The organism is Erythrobacter insulae, assembly GCF_007004095.1.
In the GTDB taxonomy this organism is placed as follows: Bacteria; Pseudomonadota; Alphaproteobacteria; order Sphingomonadales; family Sphingomonadaceae; genus Erythrobacter; species Erythrobacter insulae.
In genome coordinates this window covers 672,627-695,573 of record NZ_VHJK01000001.1, presented here as the reverse complement: position 1 = coordinate 695,573, position 22,947 = coordinate 672,627, and the positions used below count along the sequence as shown (strand labels likewise).

Annotated in this window: 14 protein-coding genes; 5 read left to right on the top strand and 9 right to left on the bottom strand. The window is 56.1% G+C overall.

The window, feature by feature from the left end:
* Positions 1-12 precede the first annotated feature (12 nt).
* The 7 genes from FGU71_RS03355 to FGU71_RS03325 all read right to left on the bottom strand — a co-directional run bounded on the left by FGU71_RS03355 (position 13) and on the right by FGU71_RS03325 (position 9,539).
* A complete protein-coding gene (locus FGU71_RS03355; protein ID WP_142787250.1) occupies positions 13-885 on the bottom strand; it encodes an SMP-30/gluconolactonase/LRE family protein in 873 nt (290 codons plus the stop codon).
* Entirely contained in the window at positions 885-1,670 is a 786-nt protein-coding gene (locus tag FGU71_RS03350; protein ID WP_142787249.1) for an SDR family NAD(P)-dependent oxidoreductase, read from the bottom strand. Before FGU71_RS03350 ends, FGU71_RS03355 begins: the two co-directional genes overlap by 1 nt.
* A 4-nt stretch (positions 1,671-1,674) precedes the next feature.
* Positions 1,675-3,114, bottom strand: a complete 1,440-nt coding sequence (locus FGU71_RS03345) for an aldehyde dehydrogenase family protein (RefSeq protein ID WP_142787248.1) — start codon at positions 3,112-3,114, stop codon at positions 1,675-1,677.
* A 5-nt stretch (positions 3,115-3,119) separates the two neighbouring features.
* A complete protein-coding gene (locus FGU71_RS03340; RefSeq protein ID WP_142787247.1) occupies positions 3,120-4,247 on the bottom strand; it encodes a fumarylacetoacetate hydrolase family protein in 1,128 nt (375 codons plus the stop codon).
* A gap of 92 nt (positions 4,248-4,339) precedes the next feature.
* Complete coding sequence (locus FGU71_RS03335) at positions 4,340-5,944, bottom strand: glycoside hydrolase family 5 protein (protein WP_234035622.1); 1,605 nt, start codon at positions 5,942-5,944, stop codon at positions 4,340-4,342.
* A gap of 15 nt (positions 5,945-5,959) precedes the next feature.
* Positions 5,960-6,970: a cupin-like domain-containing protein gene (locus FGU71_RS03330; RefSeq protein ID WP_142787246.1), complete on the bottom strand. Its 1,011-nt coding sequence runs from the start codon at positions 6,968-6,970 to the stop codon at positions 5,960-5,962.
* A gap of 40 nt (positions 6,971-7,010) precedes the next feature.
* Entirely contained in the window at positions 7,011-9,539 is a 2,529-nt protein-coding gene (locus tag FGU71_RS03325) for a glycoside hydrolase family 3 protein (RefSeq protein WP_234035621.1), read from the bottom strand.
* Positions 9,540-9,927: 388 nt separating this feature from the next.
* Here FGU71_RS03325 and FGU71_RS03320 point away from each other — a divergent pair, with 388 nt between their 5' ends.
* Positions 9,928-11,607 (top strand): DUF5060 domain-containing protein, encoded by a 1,680-nt coding sequence (locus FGU71_RS03320; protein ID WP_185960187.1) that lies wholly within the window; start codon positions 9,928-9,930, stop codon positions 11,605-11,607.
* A gap of 207 nt (positions 11,608-11,814) precedes the next feature.
* Here the strand turns inward: FGU71_RS03320 and FGU71_RS03315 are convergent, their stop codons facing one another.
* A complete protein-coding gene (locus tag FGU71_RS03315) occupies positions 11,815-12,528 on the bottom strand; it encodes a queuosine precursor transporter (RefSeq protein ID WP_142787243.1) in 714 nt (237 codons plus the stop codon).
* A 210-nt stretch (positions 12,529-12,738) separates the two neighbouring features.
* On the opposite strand from FGU71_RS03315, the gene FGU71_RS03310 reads away from it, so the two are divergent.
* From FGU71_RS03310 to FGU71_RS03300, 3 genes are all read left to right on the top strand, one after another.
* The gene (locus FGU71_RS03310) at positions 12,739-14,085 is read left to right on the top strand and encodes a NupC/NupG family nucleoside CNT transporter (RefSeq protein ID WP_407644393.1); all 1,347 of its coding nucleotides are present in this window, start codon (positions 12,739-12,741) and stop codon (positions 14,083-14,085) included.
* 68 nt (positions 14,086-14,153) lie between these two features.
* Positions 14,154-15,128 (top strand): isopenicillin N synthase family dioxygenase, encoded by a 975-nt coding sequence (locus tag FGU71_RS03305; RefSeq protein WP_142787242.1) that lies wholly within the window; start codon positions 14,154-14,156, stop codon positions 15,126-15,128.
* A gap of 299 nt (positions 15,129-15,427) precedes the next feature.
* The gene (locus FGU71_RS03300; protein WP_142787241.1) at positions 15,428-18,898 is read left to right on the top strand and encodes a TonB-dependent receptor; all 3,471 of its coding nucleotides are present in this window, start codon (positions 15,428-15,430) and stop codon (positions 18,896-18,898) included.
* 118 nt (positions 18,899-19,016) lie between these two features.
* Here the strand turns inward: FGU71_RS03300 and FGU71_RS03295 are convergent, their stop codons facing one another.
* On the bottom strand, positions 19,017-22,025 hold the full coding sequence (locus FGU71_RS03295) for an ATP-binding protein (RefSeq protein WP_142787240.1): 3,009 nt from the start codon (positions 22,023-22,025) through the stop codon (positions 19,017-19,019).
* Positions 22,026-22,071: 46 nt separating this feature from the next.
* Between FGU71_RS03295 and FGU71_RS03290 the strand changes: the two genes are divergently transcribed.
* Complete coding sequence (locus FGU71_RS03290; RefSeq protein WP_234035620.1) at positions 22,072-22,854, top strand: energy transducer TonB; 783 nt, start codon at positions 22,072-22,074, stop codon at positions 22,852-22,854.
* Positions 22,855-22,947: the final 93 nt, after the last annotated feature.

Genomic DNA, 22,947 nt, shown 5'->3' with positions numbered 1-22,947 from the left:
GCGCTGTGTAGCTTACAAAGCGGCTTCGGCCTGTTCAAACCCCGGCACATCGACCCGAAACGTCAAAAGACTGCCGGATAGCGGGCTGTCGGCAAGGGCTTGATCTGACATGCCTTGGCGCGCCGTTGTTACAAACGCGGTGCGCAAATCGGGCCCTCCGAAACACAGCTTCGTGATATTCTTGGCGGGAAGTTCAACGGTCTCGATCAACTTGCCAGCGGGACTGAAGCGGGCGGCAGCGGAACCGTTATAAAGCCCGGTCCACACATTACCCTCGCTATCTACCGCCGGACCGTCGGGAAAGGCCTCGGGGAAGAGGGCTGCGATGTCGACGAACAAACTCGCCTCACCCACATTCTCACGATCAAGGTCTGCAACCATGATTTTCTGATTAACGCTGTCGGTGAAGTATATCCGTGAGCTGTCCGCATTCACAGCCGGCCCGTTGGTGATTGTGATACCGCTTGGCCCGGAAGGCGTGATTGTGCCGCGATCAAATACATAGAAACGGCCATTCTTGTCGTCTTCGCCATCATCCATTGATCCGAACCACACGCGCCCCCAACGGTCTGTGCAGGCATCATTCAAACGATTTGTTGGCAGCTCACCTGGCACGTCCATCAGTTTACTAAAACGCGACGTCTCTGGTGAAAATGTGTAGAGGCCGTCTTTCAAGCCGCAGAGCAACTGTCCATTGCTGGCTGGCAGTACCCAGCCGATTTGGTCTGGCGCATCACTGATCGAATTGCTGCCGTTTGCTGGATCGAAATGCCACAGCCGGTGGCGTTTGATATCGACAAACCACACGACCTTGCGCCGTGCATCCCAGATTGGTCCTTCGCCAAGCGCGAAATCGGCTTGGAGTACCTCGGCTATGTCAGTCATTATCGCCACCCTGCATCGACCCAGTAGTTGTGACCAGTACAAAAACGCGCTTCCTGCGATGCTAGGAACAACGCCATCGCCGCGATATCGCTCGGCTGTATCCGTCCATTGAGGCATTGTGCGGCGACGATTTCTGCTTCGCCTTCCGGTGAATACCACTGCTTTTGGCGAGGAGTTTCGACATTGCCGGGCAAGATTGCATTAACTCGAATGTTGTCGCGGCCGAGTTCGCGGGCCAGACTGCGGGTCAAACCTTCAATCGCAGCCTTGGCGGTCTGATAGACGACCAGGTCCGGGATACCCAGATGCCAGCTGATTGAACCCAGATTGATGATGCTGCCACCGCCATTTTGGCGCATTGTTTTGACAAGCGATTGAGCAGCAAAAAACTGATGCTTCAAATTGACCGCGATGCTGTCATCCCAACTCGACTCGGTGACGCTTTCAATCGTGTGGCGATGATCATTACCGGCGTTGTTGATGAGCACGTCGCAGCCGCCCAGCTTAGCCGCCATGTCTTCGAGAGTGGCGGTGTATGCCGGAATGTCTGTGACATCGCAGGTTTCGAAAACGGGTTGATGCGCGGCGTAATCCAATGAGCGGCAGAGCGAATTTCCTGCGTCCTCCGAGAGGTCGACGAAACCAACTGCACACCCTTGCTTCACAAAGCCCTGCACGATGCCTGCGCCGATACCCGATGCACCACCGCTTACGATTACGCGTTTCCCTTCGAGATCGGGATAGCTCGCGCTTTTGCTAGCCGTTGTAATCGCCCCCTCCTTCATGATCTTAGTCCCCGGTATAGACCGTCTTGATTTGCGTATAAAACTCGACCGCTGCAAAGCCTTGCTCTCTGGGGCCATAGCTGGAACCGCGCGTTCCGCCGAACGGTACGTGATAATCCACCCCGGCTGTCGGGAGATTGACCATCACCATACCTGCACGGACGTTTTTTCGAAAGTCACGAATGCGGGCCGCATCGTTGGATACGATTCCGGCCGAGAGGCCGAAATCACCTGCGTTCGCGACGGCTAAGGCTTCGTCATAATCGGCAACTTTGACGGTACTTACGACCGGCCCAAAGACTTCTTCTCGATTGATACGCATGTCTTGGCCTGTGTCTGCCACAACGGTGGGAGCCATGTAATAGCCAGGTGTTTCGCAATCGACCCGTTCTCCGCCCGTTGCGATCGTCCCGCCTTCATCTCGTGCGATATCGACGTAACGAAGGTTTTGTTCCAATTGCGTATCGCTGGCCGCGGGACCGACTTGTGTGTCGTCGGCCAGTGCAGGCCCCACTTTGATTGCTTCTGCACGTTTCACCAGTGCTTCGACAAACCGGTCGTGAACCGCGTCTTCGACAATAACGCGGCTCGAAGCGGTGCAGCGCTGACCGGTCTGGAAGAATCCGCCATCAGCCGCAATTCCAACCGCCTTATCGAGATCGGCATCTGCCAAAACCACCAGCGGATTTTTTCCGCCCATTTCCATTTGAACACGCTTTTGTCCGGCCATTGCTGCTGCACCAACTTTTGCGCCAGTGCCGCGAGATCCGGTAAAGCTGATGGCGGCGATCCCATCATGCGATGCTAGCGCGGCACCTGCCTCCCCTGATCCGAGGACAAGGTTGAATATGCCAGCCGGTGCGCCGCATTCCGCAAAGATGCGCGCCAAAGCGACTGCCATTGCAGGCGTCCCCTCAGCAGGTTTCATAACAACAGTATTGCCAAAGGCGAGAGCTGGCGCTGCTTTCCAGGCCGGAATGGCGATCGGAAAGTTCCAGGGCGTAATCATGCCAACAACGCCGACCGCTTCGCGATATGTGGCGACATCCAGGCCAGGGCGCGAGGATTCAAGTGTCAGGCCGTGACGGCGGAGTGCTTCACCAGCGAAATAGCGAAAAACGCGTGCCGCTCTCAGCGTTTCACCCATGCCTTCGGCGCGGGTTTTTCCTTCCTCGCGCGCTAACAATTCACCCAGTTCACCAGCGTTCGCGAACAGGGCTTCGCCTACTTTGTGTAACAGATCTGCGCGCATTTCTGGCGAGCCGGCCGACCAAGCCGGAAACGCATCATGTGCGGCATTCACCGCGCGATCAATCGTGCCACTATCGCCCGCTGGGAAACGCGCAACAATGTCATTTGTATTCGATGGATTGATGCTGTCCAGCGCCGCTGGCTCAGAAAGCCATTCGCCACCGATATAGTGATTGAGAGTCTGTGTGGTCATGTGGATCAAATCCTGTCGATGAGGCCGCGTGCCGATAGGCCACGCATGAATTCTGCGATGCCAATCTCCCAAGGGGGGGCATCGCGCGATGTAGTAACTGTATTTTCCAGACAGCCGAGGCGGTCTGACGAAATGGCCACCTGGTCACCGATCTGGTGGGTAAAACCACTTCCCGGAACATTGCGATCTTGTGTTGGAGCAAACAGAGTCCCGCAGAATAGCACGAAACCGTCCGGATAGTGATGTTCGCTCAAATTTTGCGCGACCAGGTCAAGAGGGTCGCGACTGATCTGCCCCATGTCGTTGCTGCCGTTCAGAACGAACCCGTCGGGCCCGCGAATGGTAAGGTCAACATTGGCATTTCGCACATCATCCATTGTGTAGGTATCATCAAACAGTCGGATGAAGGGGCCGATTGCACAAGAGGCCGTGTTATCTTTGGCTTTAGACAGAAGCAGCGCAGAGCGCCCCTCAAAATCGCGCAGATTAACATCATTGCCCAGCGTCGCGCCCAATACATTGCCGCGACTGTCGACGATCAATACAATTTCAGGCTCTGGATTGTTCCAGGCACTGTCCGAACGGATGCCGATTTCAGCGCCGTGACCAACCGTGGAAAGAACGGGTGCTTTTGAGAAAACCTCTGCATCGGGACCGATCGCTACTTCCAGATATTGTGACCACATGCCGTCTTCGATAAGCGCTGCTTTAAGGTCGGCGGCTTGGGAGCTTCCCGGGACCACAGACCGAATGCCTGCTCCAACGCGCTGCTCAAGCTGTTTGCGGATTTCCGTAGCTTTCGTAGCATCGCCGCGCGCGCGCTCTTCAATAACACGCTCAATCGCCGAAAGCGCGAAGGTAACCCCGCAGGCTTTGATGCATTGCAGGTCAACCGGGCTCAGTAAGTGCCAACCAGCGGGCAAGCCGTCTTGAACTGGGCCGAGGTCGCGACCGCCATCGAATACGCAGCGTTCGATTGCACCGGACATGGTCGAGACAATTTCGGTAAGGTCGGAAATGCGACCCTCGCGAATGGAAATGATGCACGGCCCGTCGGGCGACATGGCTCGCCCGAGGAAGTGACCGGTCAGATGGTCTTCCGGTAGACAGCCTAGCAGACCGGTGCCGCTCATAATAATCCTAGCAAAAATAACGTCGTGATAGCGCTACCATAGCTGCCTATGGCTAAAGCGCAAGACCGGTTTCCCCTTGATTGTAATCCGGATCAATCAACGATCGATGAGCTGCCTTTAACGACAATAGTTTGTCCGACTTCTACAGTTTGCTTGGCTTCGCCGAATTGCAAAGAGACAATTGCTAACTGCTTGGAGATATCCCGGTTGGCTGTGGCTGTGACTTCGTACCATCCCCATTCTGAGTCCGGAGAGACCGTAGTGTCACCAAAACCCGGATACGGCGCGGAATTTTGCTGGAAACGGACACCAATGCGCGCCTTGCCATCAGCCGTATCAGCTTTGATCGCGCGGGCAAAAAAACCGACCGTCATCGTGTCACCTTGCTTGATGTCGCCTAGAAGTGGGATCGAGGCGCCGACCGAGAAGTTTTCACGTGCTTCTTTAACTGTGAACGCAAGCGCAGCTTGACCTCCGGGTATGCTCGCGTCGGAGTAACCGTGCACTTTGAACTGGTCGCCATATGTCTCCCAATCAAGACGACTGGGGTCGTTCATCAATGCCCCTGCCAGCTGGTTATCAATTCCGCGCAAAGCTTCGGGCAAGTCGGGGTTGATGAGGGGCCCTGTATTACTCTGAGATGCAGGCTGGGCCGCCGGTTGCGGAGCTACGCTGTCATCGGGCAGTCCGATTGCGCCGAGCATACCGGGCAGCCATCTGCGCGTTCCCTGGTCCCAGAAAGGGTAGGTGTTGGTGTAAGCCCACACGCAGATGCCAATCCCGGTCGGTGCGAACGCTTTTGTGACTGCAGCATGATATTGGACACGCTGGGCGAGCGGGATGTGCGCCTCGTAAGCGCCGGTTTCGCCCATGAAGGGAGTGTGACCCGTACGATCTATATAGGCGCGTAATTTCGCCACGTCCTGTTCCAGCAGCTTGGCATCGCCTGGCGCACCATATTGCCTGCCAACTGGCGGCATAGCATCACCAGTCCAGCTTGCCCCTTGATGGGTGAAATCGAATGGCGAATAATAGTGAAATGTCGGGTGAATGTTCGCGTCGTCGGGCAGTTTCAAAGTCGCAAGCGAATCTATTCCGCTCCATTCCTGACCGCCAATAATCACCGCGCGTGTCGGGTTGGTTGCACGGACAGCCGCAAGCGCTGGAGCCAGTGTTTCCAGCAGATTGGAATCGTCGAAGTTCTTATGCGGCTCATTCTCTAGCTCAAACCACAGCCGGCTTTCAGGGCGGTCCGCAAATCTTGCCGCGATCTGTTTCCATACGCCGCCATGCCAAGCTGACGTGCCCTTGGGATCTTCGTAAATAGGATCGAAATGGTGACTGTTCAGAATAACATTCAAATCGGCCTCGAGCGCCCAGTCAACAACTTGCTCAACCCGTTTAATGTACGCTGCATCGACAGTGTAGGGGGGCTCGTTTTGGCTTTTTGTATGCCACCGCACCGGCAGCCTGATTGTGTCAAAGCCCGCTGCACGAATCCGCTCGAAATCGGCGGCACTGATCCGTTTGCCACCCCAAGCATTTTCAGTCTCAGGCTCCAGACTGTTGCCCATATTGATGCAAGTACCCACTGGCAGCGGGTCTGGCGGCGACGCGTTTGCAGAGAGAGCTGGAACGCCCAGCGACGAGACGGCAAGTGTAGAAGCCATCAATGTAGCGGTTAAGGACTTAATCATGGGGCGCTCCCGTATTTATAGCGGCTTAGTAAGAACTTGGGCGATGAACTGACGCATCATTATGCTGCGTTGTTCAGATGCCGGCCCGTTTATGCCCTGGCCTGCGGGCGGTAAGTGCGCTGCGGATTGAGCGGCATCATCACCAAATACAAAATGATCGAACCATGCGCGCCACGCCTCGCGCTCAGGCTTAGGCAAGTCTCTGATCGAAAGCATTCCGTGAACGAGCGCCAGAAACCCGCCGCCATGCGCGGCATCATTGTGCCAATAATTGAACAAAATGTTCGCTGGCGCCGAGGCGGCGACATGATGCCACCACAGGGTTGGGATATAAATCGCATCGCCAGGTTCAAGGTCGGCGTATTGCGCTGTGGCCAACGCATTATTGAACCTGGGGTAGCGTTCAAAATCAGGATTGAGTGGATCCACCATACTGACTGGCTGGCCCGCCAACGTGAAATTCAGTGGGCCGACATACAGATCACCGGTGACCTGTGGTTCAAACAGGGTAAAACGGCGTTTCCCCAAAGCCACCACCGCAAAATTATCCGACATGTCAAAATGCGTGGCAACTTGTGATGCATTGCCGAGCCATATGCGCGGTGTCGCATCAGGCAGCGTATCCGCAAGCGGAAACGGATGCTTTTCGCGCAAGCCCGGCTGGTGGCTGGCCAGTGCAGTTGCGCCAGCATAAATACCGGGCGGGTCATCCGCATCAACCAATTGCTCAATCTGATCTGCGAGCTGAGTTAAACTCGCTTTTTTCTGCGTGAAATTGAGGCCGCGCATATCAGGCTGGTAAAAGAACCGTCCTTTCTGCGACGGCGGCGCGATTATAATGTCGGTTGGTGCGCCGCTATCGTGCTGGCGAAGCATGGTGAGTGCCTCACCCTGCGATCGCCGTCCTGCCCGCACTATAGGCCAGTCATTGGCCGCACCGCGTATAACCACCGGCTGAAATCGCGGGCGAATGCTTTCCTGAAACTCCTCCGGGGTTGGTGCCTCGATTTCTTGGACCGGTGTCATACGTGCAGAGGTGATCTTACTGACATGCTTACTGACATGCTTACTGACATGGCAGAATTTGTTCTGCGTCCGAACCCAATCGAATTTCTGTCAGCCCGAAATCAGCCGGGCCGGCGGTTTCCAAAACGAACGGTTTGGTCAGAGCGGTCATGTCTGCGCCTTTCGTGCGGAAGCATTTGAGCGGGATGCCATACCGGACATACCCTTCGGTTTTCGGCAATGACAGGGCGACCATTCCTTCGCTGGAATTCCCCGATGCACCGATTTTGGCGTTCTTCAGCGCGGTCCAGGTTTTGGCAGTAAACAACAGCAGAACATCTGCATTTGTTTCCCGGTCAAGATCGATCGCTTCAAAGTTTCGCAAGGTAACCGAAGATTGCCCGCTCGAAATCACGAACCGTCGCGCTCCTTCCTGAACGATATAGTCGCTCGCTGTCACGCGGACGCGGCCATTCAAAGCCTCGACGGGTACGGTTGTTATGCGAGTCTCTTCGCCGGAACCGGCACCCTCGACCAATAGCGACCAGCTGGATGCTGGAACCCCTGCTTTCAACCAATTCCGGCTGTCACCTGCATTCGCAGTATCGACCTCGGTCAACGGCTGCCATGCCGGCGCCGGCATAGTATAGCTTAAACCGTATCCGAACGGGAACAGCACCCCGTCACCCATATCAGGGGTCTTGGGCCATGCTGTCGGCAGTTGGCCGGTGAAATCGTAGCGCGCGTTCCCATCGGGGCCGCCAATCAATACATCAGCCAAGCCGCCGCCTTCCGAGCCCGGAAGCCACGTCACGACAAATGCATCCGCGATGTTAAGTGCAGGGTTCACATAAAGTGGTCGTCCGGTGATCATCACCGCGACAACCGGAATACCCTGCGCCTTAAGCTTTCGCATTGTTTCATAAGGAGCGGTTAGTTCGGTATCGAGCGCCAACGTGGCTCGATCTCCCTGAAACTCCGCATAAGGTGTCTCGCCGAACACGACGATGGCGGCGTCAGGTTTCTTGGTGAAGCTGCCATCAGGTGACAATTGGGCGGTTCCGCCAGCTTGAGCAACGGCTGTCTTGATCCCAGCAAAGAGGGAGGTCGCACCGGGGAACGAGTCATTGCCGATACCGGTGCCTTGCCATGAAATTGTCCATCCACCGGACTGGCGCGCAATGTCGTCGGCGCCATCGCCAGCGACAAGCAGATTGGCATTAGCCTTTAAAGGCAAGATCCCGGAATTCTTGAGCAGAACGAGCGATTTGCGCACCGATTCGCGAGCGACCGCACGATGCTCAGGAGCACCCAGCAACTCATACTGACCGGACAACAGCCGCTCTGAAGGTCTGCCAGCTTCAAACAGTCCAAGGCGCATTTTTACACGTAGAACGGCGGCATTAGCCTCGTCGATCCGCGCCATTGGTATTGTTCCGTCCTTGGCCTTGGCCAGCGTGTCTGCGTAGATCGCTTTCCACGTGTCAGGAGCCATAAACATATCGATGCCTGCGGTAATGGCCTTCGGGCAGCTTTCATTGGTACAGCCTTCGACTTGCCCATGGGCATTCCAGTCAGAAACCACGAAGCCTTTGAAGCCCATTTGATCCTTCAAGACGTCGGTCAGGAGACTGCGATTGCCAGTCATCTTCTTACCTTGCCAGCTCGAAAAGCTGGCCATGACAGTCGCCACGCCATTTTCGATTGCGGGACCGTAAGGTGCCCCGTGAATGTCGCGCAATTCTTCTTCGCTAATATCCGCATCACCCTGATCGATGCCGTCTTTTGTCCCGCCATCAGCCAGATAGTGCTTGGTGGACGCGATGACATACGGACCGGCGAGTAGGTTTTGGGAATCGGGCGCGCCCTGTAGGCCGCGAACCATCGCTCCAACATAGGATGCGACCAATGCGGGATCGGATGAGTATCCTTCATATGCGCGGCCCCAACGAAAATCCTGTGGGACTGCAACTGTGGGCGCAAAGGTCCATTCCTGCCCGGTCACGCGGATCTCTTTAGCCGTAACCTGCGCAATACGTTCGACCAGCTCTGCGTCACGCATCGCGCCCAGACCGATATTGTGCGGAAAAATCGTGGCACCGATGATATTCGAATGGCCGTGAACGGCGTCCGTGCCCCAGACGATCGGGATACCCACACCGCCGTCACTGGTGTCGACGGATGCGTCGTAAAATTCGTCGGCAGCTTTCAGCCATTGTGAGGCGGGTGCGGTATCGTCGCCGTAGGGCCCGCTATTGCCGCCGTTGAGCACTGAACCGAGATTGTATTCTTTCACATCTTTTGCTGTCACACAGCATAGATCGGCCTGAACAAGTTGGCCGACCTTCTCCTCCAGCGTCATGCGGGCGATTATCTGCGCGATACGGGCTTCGGTTTCGTCAGATGTATCGACAGGATATTCGTAGACAGGCCAGATCGAGGGGTCTGCAACACCGGCCTGCGTGTCGTTATTGTCCATTTCCCCGAGGACCGGAGCAGGGCTGCTTATCGGATCGGCGCCAACAGGATACGTCGCGCAGCCTGAAATGAGTATCGCGCCTGTTGCGATTGCCAATGAATAAAAACGCACAGTGAAGTCCCCCTCAGCCCAAAATGGGAGCGCTATCATTAAGCGAATTTCTGTTGCTGTCTAGGGCCGAGGTGAAACTTCTCTTGCCGACAAACATTCAGCGCTCCGCACATCGCGAAATGGCGTGGCGATAAGTGTGGGTTTTGCCTTGATGCGATCTTCTTGGTAGCGCTCCCAAATGGTGAAGCGCTGCAATTCAACGAGTGGTATGCAATCTCTGTATGAGATGGGGACATCGATGATTAGACTGATATTTTTTGCGGCAATGATAATCGCTTTTTCAGCGCTGGGCGGTATCGCAAATGCGCAGCAGCGAGATCCTTCGGGATCGGAACAGCGATCAGGCCCGGACACTGAGCTACCGCGCGCCGGCTCTTTGCACCACCCCATGGCATTTGAATTCACTGGCCCTGATACGAGCGAGTTTGCGGCCGCCAACCCCTTTACGGATTACCGGCTGGTTGTCGCCTTCTATGCGCCCGGTTCGGATGTGCCGACGCGTATTCGCGGGTTCTATGCGGCCGATGGGGATGCGGCTGACACCAGTGCGGTTTCAGGGGGTGTCTGGCGTGCAATGTTCACCCCTGATCGTGAGGGTAGATGGCGTTGGACGGCGCGGCTCGCTGAGGGCTCTGACATTGCAATTGATCAGGATGTTGCTTCAGGCACGACGATTGCAATATCGCAATCAAGCGGATCATTTGATGTCGGCCCTTCTCTGGCTGATGGGAAGGACTGGCGGGCTTCTGCGAATGGACGCTTGGTGGCAAAAAACGGAGAACTGATTGCCACTGGCTCCGGCAATGTCTGGCTTAAGACCGGCGCTAACAGTCCTGAGAATCTACTCGGCTATTCCGGTTTCGACGGGACGTGGCGCATTGATAGCAATGCCCGAGATGGAGAATCCGATAGCGGTAAACAGCTCCACCGGTTTGAACCGCATCAACAAGATTGGCGTCCAGGCGATCCGGAGTGGGGGGACAAGCGTGGCCATTCCATGATCGGGGCAGTTAATTATCTGGCCGATAATGGCATCAATGCCGCCTATTTCCTGGTTTGGAATGTTGAAGGGGACGGGAAAGATGTCTGGCCCTTCATCGACCCCAATGATCAAACCCGTTTTGACACCAGCAAACTAGATCAGTGGGAGCGGGTTTTCACCCATATGCAGAATCAGGGCATTGCGCTTCATGTCGTGCTGCAGGAAACCGAGAATGAGCTGCTTATGGATGGCGGCGATACGGGCCGGATCCGCAAGCTGTTCATTGCGGAACTCGTCGCCCGCTTTGGCCACCACAATGCGTTGATCTGGAATTTGGGCGAAGAGAACGGCCCAGTCCACTGGAGACCCGAAGGCCAGAACGATGCACAGCGCAGAGCGATGATTGAATGGTTGACGCAGGTCGATCCCTACAACCATCCCATACTGCTCCACACGCATGCCGAACCAGACGACAAAGATGCGATAGCCGGGCCGCTTTTGGGTTTACGCGATTTAGACGGGCTTTCCCTGCAGATTGCCGATCCGGCGTTGGTCCATGCAGAAACAGTGAAGTGGTTCAAGCGCTCCAGTGATGCGGGTCATCGCTGGGTGCTGACTATGGATGAAATCGGGCCATGGCAGAATGGCGCGATACCGGATGTTGATGCAAAAGATGACCACCTGGCTTTGATCCGTGAAGCTTTGTGGGGGCATATTCTGGCGGGCGGTTCAGGCGTCGAGTGGTACTTCGGAGCGAAATTCGACCACAATGATCTGAGCGCTGAAGATTTCAGATCTAGAGAGAAATTATGGGCATCCAGCCATTCTGCGCGGCAGTTTATCGAGCAGACCATTGAGTTGGGCTCGCGTGAAATCTGCCCTTCTGACTTCGCTTCAACGCCATGTCTTCGTGGTACGGTTCCCGGTACAAAAAGACAGGTCGCGATCGTGTATCTTCGGGCAGGAGAAGCGCTAGAGCCGGGTCTGGCCAAACAAAGAAAGGCGATTGAATTCCGCGATCCGTTAAACGCCGCCGAGCTACTTGTAGATCACCAATTGCGCGACCGGATTGTTGTTATCTATTGATCGTGAACGAACTTGTATGAACATATTCCGCTACCGCGAAATTGCCTGAAGAAGGCTTAAGATCCTTCACGTGTGCAACCCTGAAGGAAGGCGTTGGCTTACTCAAAAAATGCCTCGCTGCGCCGCCATCCGCAACACGTGATCAAGCCGTATTACTGATATGTTGAGCGCGGGGTTTTCGATAAATGCGGCGCAAGCGTCGCAAACTCACCCTGCGGCGACTTCCCGCGTGTCGAGCCATTGAGCCAGCTTCACCCCGCCGGTGATCAGGAACGGCACCAGCACCAGGCTGAGTGTGACTTTCGCAAGGACCTGTCCAATCAACAGGTTGGTGATGTCGAATTCTCCGTAAAACGCGAGCGTTACGAAAATAATCGAATCGAGCGCCTGGCTTAAGGCCGAGGCAATGGCGCCGCGGATCATTAGGCCAACTGTGGTTGCGTCTCCCTCTCCGCGAAGGCGTGAGAAGATCCAGACATTCAACAACAGGGATGTAATGTAAGCAGCAGGCCCTGCCATCAGAATGCGCGGGGTCTGACCCAGCACCGTTTCAAATGCAGCCAGATCGACCGAACGAAATTCCAGCATCTCTGAAGACGCGGGCAGCGACAGCACCAGATAAATCAGCAAAGCCGATATTGCGAGCGGGGTAAATCCGACCCAAATCAGACGGTTAGCCAGTTTTTGTCCATACAGCTGTGCAATCGTGCTGGTGATCACCACGAGCAACAGGAATGGGAATATGCCCGCTTCCACGGCAAGGTTGCTGGGCCACAATTGCACCTGCTTGAACGCGACGACGCCGGCCAGAACAGTCATCCCGCCGTACAATATGATGTAGACGAACAATCCCATCGGCGCGGCCAATGCGCGCTGGGCAGTGGGCTGTGCGGCCGGGGCCGGTGTGTTGGTTTCACTCATGGCCGCTGGCGTAAGGTGCGAATGGGGAAAAGAAAAGCGGCGGGCGCACGCTTTCAACCGCAAGCTGTATTTTGCAGGGAACAGGTCCGGCCAATGCGCCGCTGCGCTCTTGCGCTTGGATCGTCAAAATGCAACGCCACGATCAAGCGCGCGGGCGGGGCCTTCGCACGGGATCATTTAAGACACTTATGTTGGGGGCATCGCCTGGTCGTGAGCGAGAATATTTCGTCCATTCTTTTTAGCCTGCTTGGCATTTTCGCCATCCTTGGTTTTGCGTTCCTCCTGTCCAGCGGTAAAAAACGGATCAAGCTCCGCGTGGTCGGCGCTGCGTTTGCGCTTCAGGCGGTCATGGCTCTGCTGGTGCTGCGCACGAGTTTCGGTGTGGCGGCGATCCAGTTCCTGTCGGACGGCGTGATCGCGCTGCTCGATTATTCCAAGGTCGGGATCGAGGCCGTGTTCGGATCAATGGAAGCCAATCCGTTCACCAACACATTCGTGATCGCGGCTTTGCCAGTCATCGTTTTCTTCGCGGCGATTGTTTCGATTCTTTACCATCTCGGGATCATGCAGCGGCTGGTCAGATGGGTTGGCGGGGCGATCGGCTGGATCACCGGCATAAGCAAGGTTGAGGCTTTGGGCAGCGCAGCCAACATATTTGTCGGGCAGTCGGAAAGCCCGCTGGTGGTGCGCCCGTATCTGGCATCCTTGCCGCCATCGCAGCTGTTTACCTTGATGAGTGTTGGCATGGCCGGCGTCGCGGGGACAATCCTGGCGGCCTATGCCAGCTTTATCGGTTCCGAAGCCGTACCTTTCTTGTTGGCTGCGGCATTCATGTCTGCGCCGGGCGGCATTTTGATGGCCAAAATCATTATGCCTGATGATGCAGGCGGCGAACCTGCCAGCGCCGAACCTGCCGGTGCCAATGTCGATCTGCCGAAATCCAGGATCAGCGGAGAGGGGCCTGCGTCTCTTGTCGAGCGCGCAAAGCCCGGCGAGGTCGAAATGGCCGAAACATTCGAAGAAGGCCAACGCCCAGCCAATATCATCGAGGCCGCTGCGCAAGGGACGCAAACCGGCGTCAAACTGGCCGTGGCTGTCGGCGCGATGGTGATGGTGTTTGTGGCACTCGTTGCTCTTGCAAACGGTGTTTTGGGCGGGATTGGCGGGCTTGTCGGCTTTCCCGATGTCACCTTCCAGCAATTGCTTGGGTATGTGTTTGCCCCTGTGATGTTCCTGATCGGTATTTCGGATTGGGATCAGGCCCAGCTGGCCGGTGGATTGTTCGGGACCAAAATCGTGCTCAATGAATTCGTGGCGTTCATTGATCTTGGGGCGATGGGTGATGGGCAACTGACAGAGCGCAGCAGGGCCATTGTGACCTTTGCATTATGCGGGTTTGCCAACTTTTCCTCAATCGCGATCCAGATGGCGGTGACAGGCGGGCTGGCGCCCAATCAACGTCCGGTTATCGCGCGGCTCGGGCTAAAGGCGCTCGCGGCCGGTAGCTTGGCCAATTTGATGAGTGCGGCTTTGGCGAGTATTTTTCTGCCCCTTTAGCCGCGTGAAATTGACGCTTTATCGGAGCAATCTTGGCAGGCGGGACTTTGCGAGTGTAAAGGGCCTGCATGACCCAGACAGAACCTTCGACCCGTTCGACCGCCGGAATCGCCAGCGTCTCGCTCGCCCAGCCGCTGGCCGATATTGCCGGTGAACTTGGCAACAGCTTTGCAGAATACGGATTTGCGATTGTACGCGATCACGGCATTTCGCAGGACTTGATCGACCGCGCAGAGCAGAATTCCAAAGCGTTTTTCGCGCTGCCGGGCGATGTGAAGCGCGGATACAAGATCGAAGGCAGCGGCGGTGCACGCGGTTACACGCCATTCGGTACAGAGAAAGCCAAAGACGCCAATATCTTCGATTTGAAAGAGTTCTGGCATGTCGGGCGTTCGCTCGATCCGGCGCATGAACTGGCAGAATTTATGGGCCCGAATATCTGGCCTGCAGAAGTGGAAGGGTTTGAGCCGACCTTTTCCGAATTGTATTCCGCTTTTGAAGCCACCGGATTGCGAGTTCTGGAAGCGATTGCGCTCCATCTTGGTCTGGATCAGCAATTCTTCGCGCCGACCGTCGAAGATGGCAATTCGGTTATGCGGTTGCTGCACTATCCGCCATTGGGTCCCGACGCACCGGCAGGGGCCATCCGCGCCGCTGCGCATGGCGATATCAACACCATCACCTTGCTGCTTGGCGCGGAAGAAGCTGGTCTTGAACTGCTCAGCAAGTCTGGCGAATGGCTGTCTGTCGATGTGCCCAAGGGCGCGCTGGTTATCAATGTCGGCGATATGCTGGAACGCCTGACTGGCGGCGCATTGCCATCGACAACGCACCGTGTCGTCAATCCCAGTGGAGAGGCGGCGCTTCGGTCGCGCTATTCGATGCCGTTCTTTCTACATTTCAGGCCAGATTATCTGATCGAGCCGTTGGAACGCCCTGATTTGGACAATTCCGGTTCAGGCACGTCCGAATCGAGCAAATTTGAGCCTATTACGGCGCACGATTTCCTGATGCAGCGGCTGCGAGAGATCAATTTGGCGTAAAATCGGCCATAGGGATTCGGACGCATTTGCCCAAAGGCAGCACACCTTTGCTCTCATCAGCCGCATTTGTGCAGAATCTCTGCTTACGTTGCACTGCAGCAACAGAGACCTGGGGAATCCCTGATTTCCAAGGGTTTCGAGCCCCATTATTCGCAGGATATGCGGGATATTGGCGCGCGGGCTTTCAGGTTTCACGGGATTGTAACAAAACTGTAGCTTTTCAGACGCTGTAGGCCCCTATCGCGATTGTGCTTTCAAGCTTTCGCCGTGAAACCTCCCATTGATCCAGGGGCATAAACATGAAAATCAAATATCTTTTGGCAGCGAGCGTCGTCTCTCTCTCAGCCGCAGCCACCATCGCAGCACCTGCTACTGCTCAGCAGATTACTTCGGGTATCGAAGGTCAAGTTGCTGATGCCGATGGCAACGCTCTTCCCGGAGCGACCGTAACAATCACCGATGAGCGCGTTGGTTCGACCCGCACCGCAACCGCTGGTGCCAACGGAAATTTCCGCGTTGGTTCGCTTCCGCCCGGCGGCCCGTACACCGTTACAGTGACTGCGCCTGGTTTCGAAGGCCAGACAGTTGAAAACGTCTTTACAAGCATTTCCGGCAACACCGGCTTTGATTTCAACCTGACAGCGACCGTTTCGGGCTCCAGCGACAATGTCATCGTTGTTAGCGGCGCCCGCGCACAGGTCACACAGCTTGCTGTTGGTCCGGGCACGGCGTTCGACACCGAAACGCTTGAGAACTTCCCGTCGATCAGTCGTGACGTACGCGACATTATCCGTATCGACCCGCGCGTTAGCCTTGAAGACAGCGACAACGTTGACCGTATCTCTTGCCTCGGCGGCAATGATCGGACCAACACTTTCACCGTTGACGGCATCATTCAGTCTGACGTTTTCGGCCTGAACGGAACGCCGTTTGCCGCGCGTAACTCGCTGCCGCTTCCATTTGACGTCATCGAGCAGACTTCGGTCGAATTCGCACCTTTCGATGTTGAATATTCGGACTTTACCGGCTGTCTCGTGAATGTTGTCACCAAAGCGGGTAGCAACAAATTCAGCGGCTCTGCATTCTACACCTATTTCGACGAGGGCATGCAGAACAACGAGCTGGAGCAGGCAGACGGTACGGTTGACCGCATCAACGCTGGCCGTGAAGAGCGCTGGGGCGCAACCCTTTCCGGCCCAATCATTCCCGATCGTCTGTTCTTCTCGGTCGGCTATGAAGAAGTTAAACTCGCAAGTGGCTACAACGACGGACCGTTTGGTTCGGGCGCTGCAAACGAAGTCGACTTCATCACCCAGGCGCAGTTCAATGAATTCGCTCAGATTGCGCGCGACGTTTATGGCCAAGACGTTGGAGCTGTTCCGACCCAGCTGCCAGAAGGTAACGTGCGTTACTTCGGTCGTCTCGACGCGCAGATCAACGATAACCACCGTTTGGAAGCGACGTATCAGCGTCTTGAAGAAACCAATGTCGAATTCGATGGCGGTGGCCGCACCATAACCGGGATCAATTCCTTCGAAGACGAAGGCACGATCTCCGATTATTACTCGGTCCGTCTGTATTCCGACTGGAACGACATGATCTCGACCGAGCTGCGCGTGAGCCGCGCAGAAGTCGCCGATGTTCAGGGCCCAGTCGGTTTCGGCGAAGCCCAGTCGGACGATCCAACCGTACGCCTCGTTGTTGGCTTTCCTAACGGATCCAACGGTGCAATCCCCGGCGGCGCCGATGGCGGTGCAGCAACTGGTCCGGGCATCTTCCGTTCGGCCAACCAGCTCAACACCAAAATCGACCAAGCGCGTTTCATCATGAACCTTGATGCAGGCGACGGTCACTTCTTCAAAATCGGTGCTGAACTCAATGATCTCGAAGTGTTCAACCTCTTCGCAATCAACGCGACCGGGACACTGTTCTTCAACGGCCTCGACGATTTCCGTAACGGTTTGTTGGCCAACGGCACCGGCGGTGCTTTTGATGGCCCAGATGACATCTTTGATGGCGCCGGTGGCGGAACGATCAACACCGGTCTGAACGGCGATATCAACAACGCCGCTGCACTCTTCAGCCGTCAGACCTATTCGTTCTTTGTTCAGGACGAATGGGATGCAACGGATCAGTTGAGCGTTAATGCTGGTGTCCGCGTTCAGATTTATGACGGTGATGCGCCGCGTGCGAACCCGCTTTTCCTTGAGCGTTACGGTTCTACCAACGCAGTCGCTTTCAGCTCGATCGACCCGGTAATTCTGCCGCGTCTTTCGGCGACGTATGAATTCGACAATGACGGGTTCTTCTCCAACAGCCGGGTAACCGGCGGTGTCGGTGTCTTTGCCGGCGGCGATCCTGTCGTTTACTTCTCTAATGCGTTTTCGAATGACGGTTTTGCATCGGTAACCGGCGATACAGGCGACTGTGCTGCTGCGGATCTGACAACCGACGGAACAACCGGACAGATTGACGTTGTAACCAACGGTACTTTCACCGGCTTCCCGCAATGCGCAATCAATGCCGGTGCAGCTGGCGCTGCGCGCGGTACGGGCGAAGTGCAGAGCATCGATCCGAATTTCGACATTCCAACTGCGGTTCGCGCCAATATCGGTTTCGCAACCGGACTGGGAACCAACAGCGGGTTCTTCTCGAACTGGAACCTGAATGTCGATTATATCTACACACGCTTTAACGATACGCTCGCGATCCGCGATCTGTCGCAGACGATTGATACGCGTCAGGCCCTTAATGGCTTTACCGTTGACGGTCGTCCGATCATCGCTGGTGTAGATTTGCTTCGTGATGGCTGTAACGCAACGTTTGTCGATAACGGGCCGACCTATACCGGCATCACCGACGATTGTTACGTTTCGCGCAATGGCGAGTTCTTGCAGCTCACCAACGGACCCAGCTTCGATAGCCACAACCTTTCGTTCATCCTGACCAAGCGCTTTAGTGAAGGCCTCTTCACCGAAGGCGGCAGCGTCAACCTGAACCTTGGTTATGCGTTCAACGATAGCGAGCAGACGGTAAACTTCCGCTCATCAACTGCTGGATCGACCTTTGACGGTACAGCGGTCTTCGATCCTCAGAACCCTGCGATTTCGCAATCGGGCTTTGAGACTCGTCACAACTTCACACTGTCGATGTTCTTCCGTGAAGAGTTCGTGAGCGGCTACGACACAGGTCTTGGTATCTTCTTGCGCGCTTCGGAAGGCCGTCCATACAGCCTTACGTTCGATGACGGTTCACCGGATTTCCGTGACCCGGCTTCGGCTGAAGACAACATCCTCGCCTACATCCCGACCGGCCTTACGGATCCGAATCTCTCGCCTTCGAGCGATTTCGGCGCCGTTGCGCAGTTCCTCGATGCATTGAATGGCGGTGACAGCATCGTCAGCCAGCTGAACTGCGATTTCACCCCGGGCCAGACCATCTCCCGCAACACTTGCCGCGATGATTGGTTTGTCGATCTGGATTTCCGTATCAGCCAGGAACTGCCGTTCATCGGCAGCCTGACGGGTATTGCGAATGATCGTATCGAAGTGTTCGCAGATTTCTCGAACTTCCTGAACATGATCGACAATGGTTGGAACATTCGCCGTTCGTTCGGTGACTTCGATGGCCGTGTCGCTCTGCTCACCGGTGAATTCGACGGTGAAGGCCGCTACGTGCTCGACAGCTTCCGTGCATTTGAAGGTGAAGCATTCACCTCTGTGAACAGCAGTGTCTGGCGCATCCAGGTCGGTGCCCGTTACGAATTCTAATTCGTCGGTACTGCATTGTATAAATCGCGAGCGGCGGGGTCTTCGGGCTCCGCCGCTTTCGTTTTGGCAGGCCGCGCTTGGACCAGTCGCTGCATTACAGGCGGCACCGCGCGGGGATTTATGCTTCGCGCAATTCCTGACCTTCGGATTGATCGCGGTCGGCCAGCTCCAGCAATTTGTCGGCAAGCGCATTTTGGATTGTGCCGCTCACCTTTGTTCTGAGCGCTCTCTCCAGAGCGGATGCCTGGGTCCCCAATTCTTCTTCGCCGAACATCGCCGCTGTTCCGGCGAGTTTATGCACCGTTCGCGCCAGCGTCTCACGCTCATGTTTGTTCATGTCTTCGCCTGTAAGCGAACCTGTCAGCGCCGCTGCCCGAACCGCCTCTACTGCTTCGCCGCGCCTCTCTAGCCAGCGTCTCACGAGCATCGGGGATTGCCGCCTCTTATTTACGAACGCCGAGTGATCATCGTTAGCATCGGCAATATCGTGCGGCTCGGCCTCGGGGGCTGCGTGAGCGGGTGAAGCCGACGGCGCTTGCGCGGTTTGTCCGGCACTGCGTGCATGGCTTGCATCAGGCTCAAATTCATTTTCAATGATGCGTGTCGGTAGCCAGCGTTGCAGCGCGCGGGCCAGATCGGCAAATACCAACGGCTTGGACAGATGACCCTGCATTCCCGCTGCACGGGCGGCGGCAATATCTTCCGGAAAGGCGTTTGCAGTGAGCGCGATGATTGGCAGCAAATCCGGTAAAATCCCCTCGGCCCGGATCGTTCTGGTGGCGGCATAGCCATCACAGCCCGGCATCTGGATATCCATGAGAACCAGATCATAGGGCGCCCCGCGCATCATGCTGTCGATCACCATCGAAATGGCTTCGTTGCCATCGTGGGCAATCGCTACGGATTGACCGCACCTTTCCAGCATCTCCGTGGCAAGCATCCTGTTAACGTCATGGTCCTCGGCAAGGAGAATGCGCGCGTGGTGCGGCATTTCGGAGAAAATATTCAAAGTATCAGAACCGGACAGTTCCCCTGATGGCTCCCTATCCGGGGTGCCGCGCGGTGCCGGCAAGGTCAGGGTGAAGGACGAGCCTACCCCCGGCTTGCTTTCCAGTTCGATAAAACCTCCGAGCAGTTCGGTCAGTTGCCGACTGATCGTAAGCCCCAGGCCCGTGCCGCCGAACCGCCGTGCCGTGTCGCTCTCGCCTTGGGTGAAAGGCAGGAAAACCGAATCTATGCGCGATTCGCTGATCCCGATCCCGGTGTCCATCACGCGGATACTGATCTGATCCTGATCGACCCGGTAACTGACATGGATCAGGCCAGTCTCGGTGAATTTGACTGCATTTCCGACCAGATTTAGAACAATCTGGCGGAGCCGGAGCCCGTCGGTGATAACCCAGTTGCTATCAGGATCACTCGCTTCGTTGTCATGCAATTCACGCTCAAAGCGCAGTTTCAGGCCTTTCTTTTCGGCATTGGGCCGTTGCAGTGCCACACAATCAGACAAAGTCGCATGCAGATCAATCGAGCCGCGGTCGATTGAGATTTGCCCTGCTTCAACTTTGGACAGGTCAAGAATATCATTGAGCAACAACATCATGGAACGGCCCGATTGCACGATCATTTCGGTTTGCCGCCGCTGGTCTTCGTCCAGATCACCCTGCAGCATCAGCTCTGCAAAGCCGAGAACGCCGTTCATCGGGGTCCTGATTTCATGGCTCATATTGGCGAGAAATTCGGACTTCGCATTCGCCGCGTTTTCTGCTGCCCGCCGGGCCCGGGTTAATAGCATTTCCAGCTCAACCCGCTCCGTCACATCTCGTGCGGAGACTACAATTCCTTCGTGCTCTCCAGTGGCCGGATTTCTGGCAAGGGCGCAATCGGCTTCGATGAATACGGCGGTACCATCGGCAGCATCCAGGAACCGTCGATAGGTAAAGCGTTCTTTATCGGATTGGCCGGATGTCAGCCGGTTCTGGGCAAGGCTGATTGTTTCACGTGCGTCGTCATGCATGCGATCGGTGGGGAACCGTCCGATGAATGTTTCAGGTTCTTCATCCAGGACATCGCGTACCGAAGGTGAGGCGTAGGTGCAGCGGCCATCTGTGTCGAACCGCAAGACCGCATCGGTTATGTTGTCAGCCAGAAGGTCGATCTGCCGTTTGCCGGTTTCCAGATCTATCATAATCCGTTGCTGCCCCGCGAGAATCGCAGCGACGGGCAATCCCGTCAGGAAATTTGCGGCAATGAACGATTGCAGCATATGCACCTGCGATGCGAGGGAAAGCCCTGCTGCGTAGATCGGACCAGTACCTGCCCAGGTCATGAAACTGGCCACGAATGCGAGCCCCACCACACACAAGCCTGTACCCAAAGAACCCAATCGAAACGCATGGAGCAACGTGATCGGGGGAATCAGGAACAGCAGCGGATAGGCATCTTGTTTGAAGACGAGAAACACGCAGGCGACACCACCGGCCAACAGGCTCAATCTTTCAAGCCAGTTGCCCGCCGGGCGCGCATTGCGTTCTTGCCACGCATCAAACGCCAGCAAGGCTGTGGGTACGATTAAAACCATGCCCATCGCATCGGTAATCAACCACGCTATCGCACCGAGGCCGCCGGCCTGATCATCAACCAACATCGCAGTTGACGAAATAAGCGCGGATGTCGCCGGTCCGATCAACCCACCCACCCAGATAAACCTGCCAAGGTCAGGCAAGTGCGACATATCAGGCCGCAGCCCAGACCCCCGGCGCGTGAGAAATACCACAATCGCAATATCAGCAATGTTTGCGACTGAATAAATCGCCGCAGTTGCCAACGGTGTGCCTGAAAGGAAATTTGCCAATATTCCCGCGAAAAAGACAAAGGTGTAAAATGGGATTTCATTCGAAGGCCGGGCCCGCAGCAGGCACGCGACTGCCGCGGCATTCGGCACCCAGACGCTCGCGAGCATAGAATCGAATCTGAACAGCGAAAGGCTGGTCATCGCCAAGACAAAAAAGACAATGGCCCCCGCCGCGCCCCACAGAATGCAGGCGCGATTGATATCTGGCGAAGATCGTCTGATCACCGAGAGATCGTCTTTAACAGTTTTTACTCGCTCGATTATGCGCTCCATCGCAATTCACCTTTGGAATGGTATAAAGATAACCGTGCGGTTTTCGGTGCAATTGCCACCGATCTGGATCAAAAAGGCGAGTATCAAGTTCACGATGGCCCAAGGAAAAACACGGTATTCAAGCCCTTTTCGGCGACCGCGCTGGTCTTTGATATTGGCTATCGTCGTGCTGCACCTGATTGCGCTTTATGCGCTCGGCCGCGCGTTCGCCCCCGAGTTCACCGGGTCGGTCGAGCGGAGTGTTGTCTCAGCATTTACGGTTACGATTACGGCACCGCCGGACCCACCGCCGCCAGAAAACCAGCCCGAGCCTGATGAGGGTGCTCAGGGTGATCCAGGTCAGGACGCAGTGCCTGAGCCTGTAACTGCGCCAAAAGCCAAGATCGAAACGAAACCAACCCCGAAACCGCAAGCATCCTCGACAGGATCAGCAACCCGTTCTGGAGCTCGAGAAACAGGCGACGGCACGGGCGCCGCCGGCAAGGGAACAGGCACAGGCAGCGGCAATGCGGGCGGCGGCAAGGGCGGCATCGCGGTCACCAAACCGGTTCACATCTCAGGAACGATCAGCAACGCACGCGATTATCCGGTTCCACCCGGAGGGCGATCTGCGCGCAGCGGTACCGAGGTGATTGTCCGCGTAATTGTGGGCACCGATGGGCGCGCCCGGCAATGTTCGGTCTACCGGCCAAGCCCGGACCCCGAAGCCGATCGGATAACGTGCCAGCTTGTCGAAAACAGATTGGGCTTTAAGCCTGCTGTGGACACCAACGGCAACCCGGTCGCCGCCCCGTTTTACTGGCGCCAACGATGGTTTAGCGCGCAATAGCGCAAAGGCGGGACAGGCTGAAATATAGGGCTTTTATCGTTCTGCCCTGATGATATAGCCCCTGTAACCAGCACCCGCCCTTGGGTGCAACAC

Excerpts from the sequence above, each read along its gene's own strand:
- FGU71_RS03355 (WP_142787250.1), bottom strand. The coding sequence starts at position 885 with ATGACTGACATAGCCGAGGTACTCCAAGCCGATTTCGCGCTTGGCGAA.
- FGU71_RS03350 (WP_142787249.1), bottom strand. The coding sequence starts at position 1,670 with ATGAAGGAGGGGGCGATTACAACGGCTAGCAAAAGCGCGAGCTATCCC.
- FGU71_RS03345 (WP_142787248.1), bottom strand. The coding sequence starts at position 3,114 with ATGACCACACAGACTCTCAATCACTATATCGGTGGCGAATGGCTTTCT.
- FGU71_RS03340 (WP_142787247.1), bottom strand. The coding sequence starts at position 4,247 with ATGAGCGGCACCGGTCTGCTAGGCTGTCTACCGGAAGACCATCTGACC.
- FGU71_RS03335 (WP_234035622.1), bottom strand. The coding sequence starts at position 5,944 with ATGATTAAGTCCTTAACCGCTACATTGATGGCTTCTACACTTGCCGTC.
- FGU71_RS03330 (WP_142787246.1), bottom strand. The coding sequence starts at position 6,970 with ATGACACCGGTCCAAGAAATCGAGGCACCAACCCCGGAGGAGTTTCAG.
- FGU71_RS03320 (WP_185960187.1), top strand. The coding sequence starts at position 9,928 with ATGGCATTTGAATTCACTGGCCCTGATACGAGCGAGTTTGCGGCCGCC.
- FGU71_RS03315 (WP_142787243.1), bottom strand. The coding sequence starts at position 12,528 with ATGAGTGAAACCAACACACCGGCCCCGGCCGCACAGCCCACTGCCCAG.
- FGU71_RS03305 (WP_142787242.1), top strand. The coding sequence starts at position 14,154 with ATGACCCAGACAGAACCTTCGACCCGTTCGACCGCCGGAATCGCCAGC.
- FGU71_RS03300 (WP_142787241.1), top strand. The coding sequence starts at position 15,428 with ATGAAAATCAAATATCTTTTGGCAGCGAGCGTCGTCTCTCTCTCAGCC.
- FGU71_RS03295 (WP_142787240.1), bottom strand. The coding sequence starts at position 22,025 with ATGGAGCGCATAATCGAGCGAGTAAAAACTGTTAAAGACGATCTCTCG.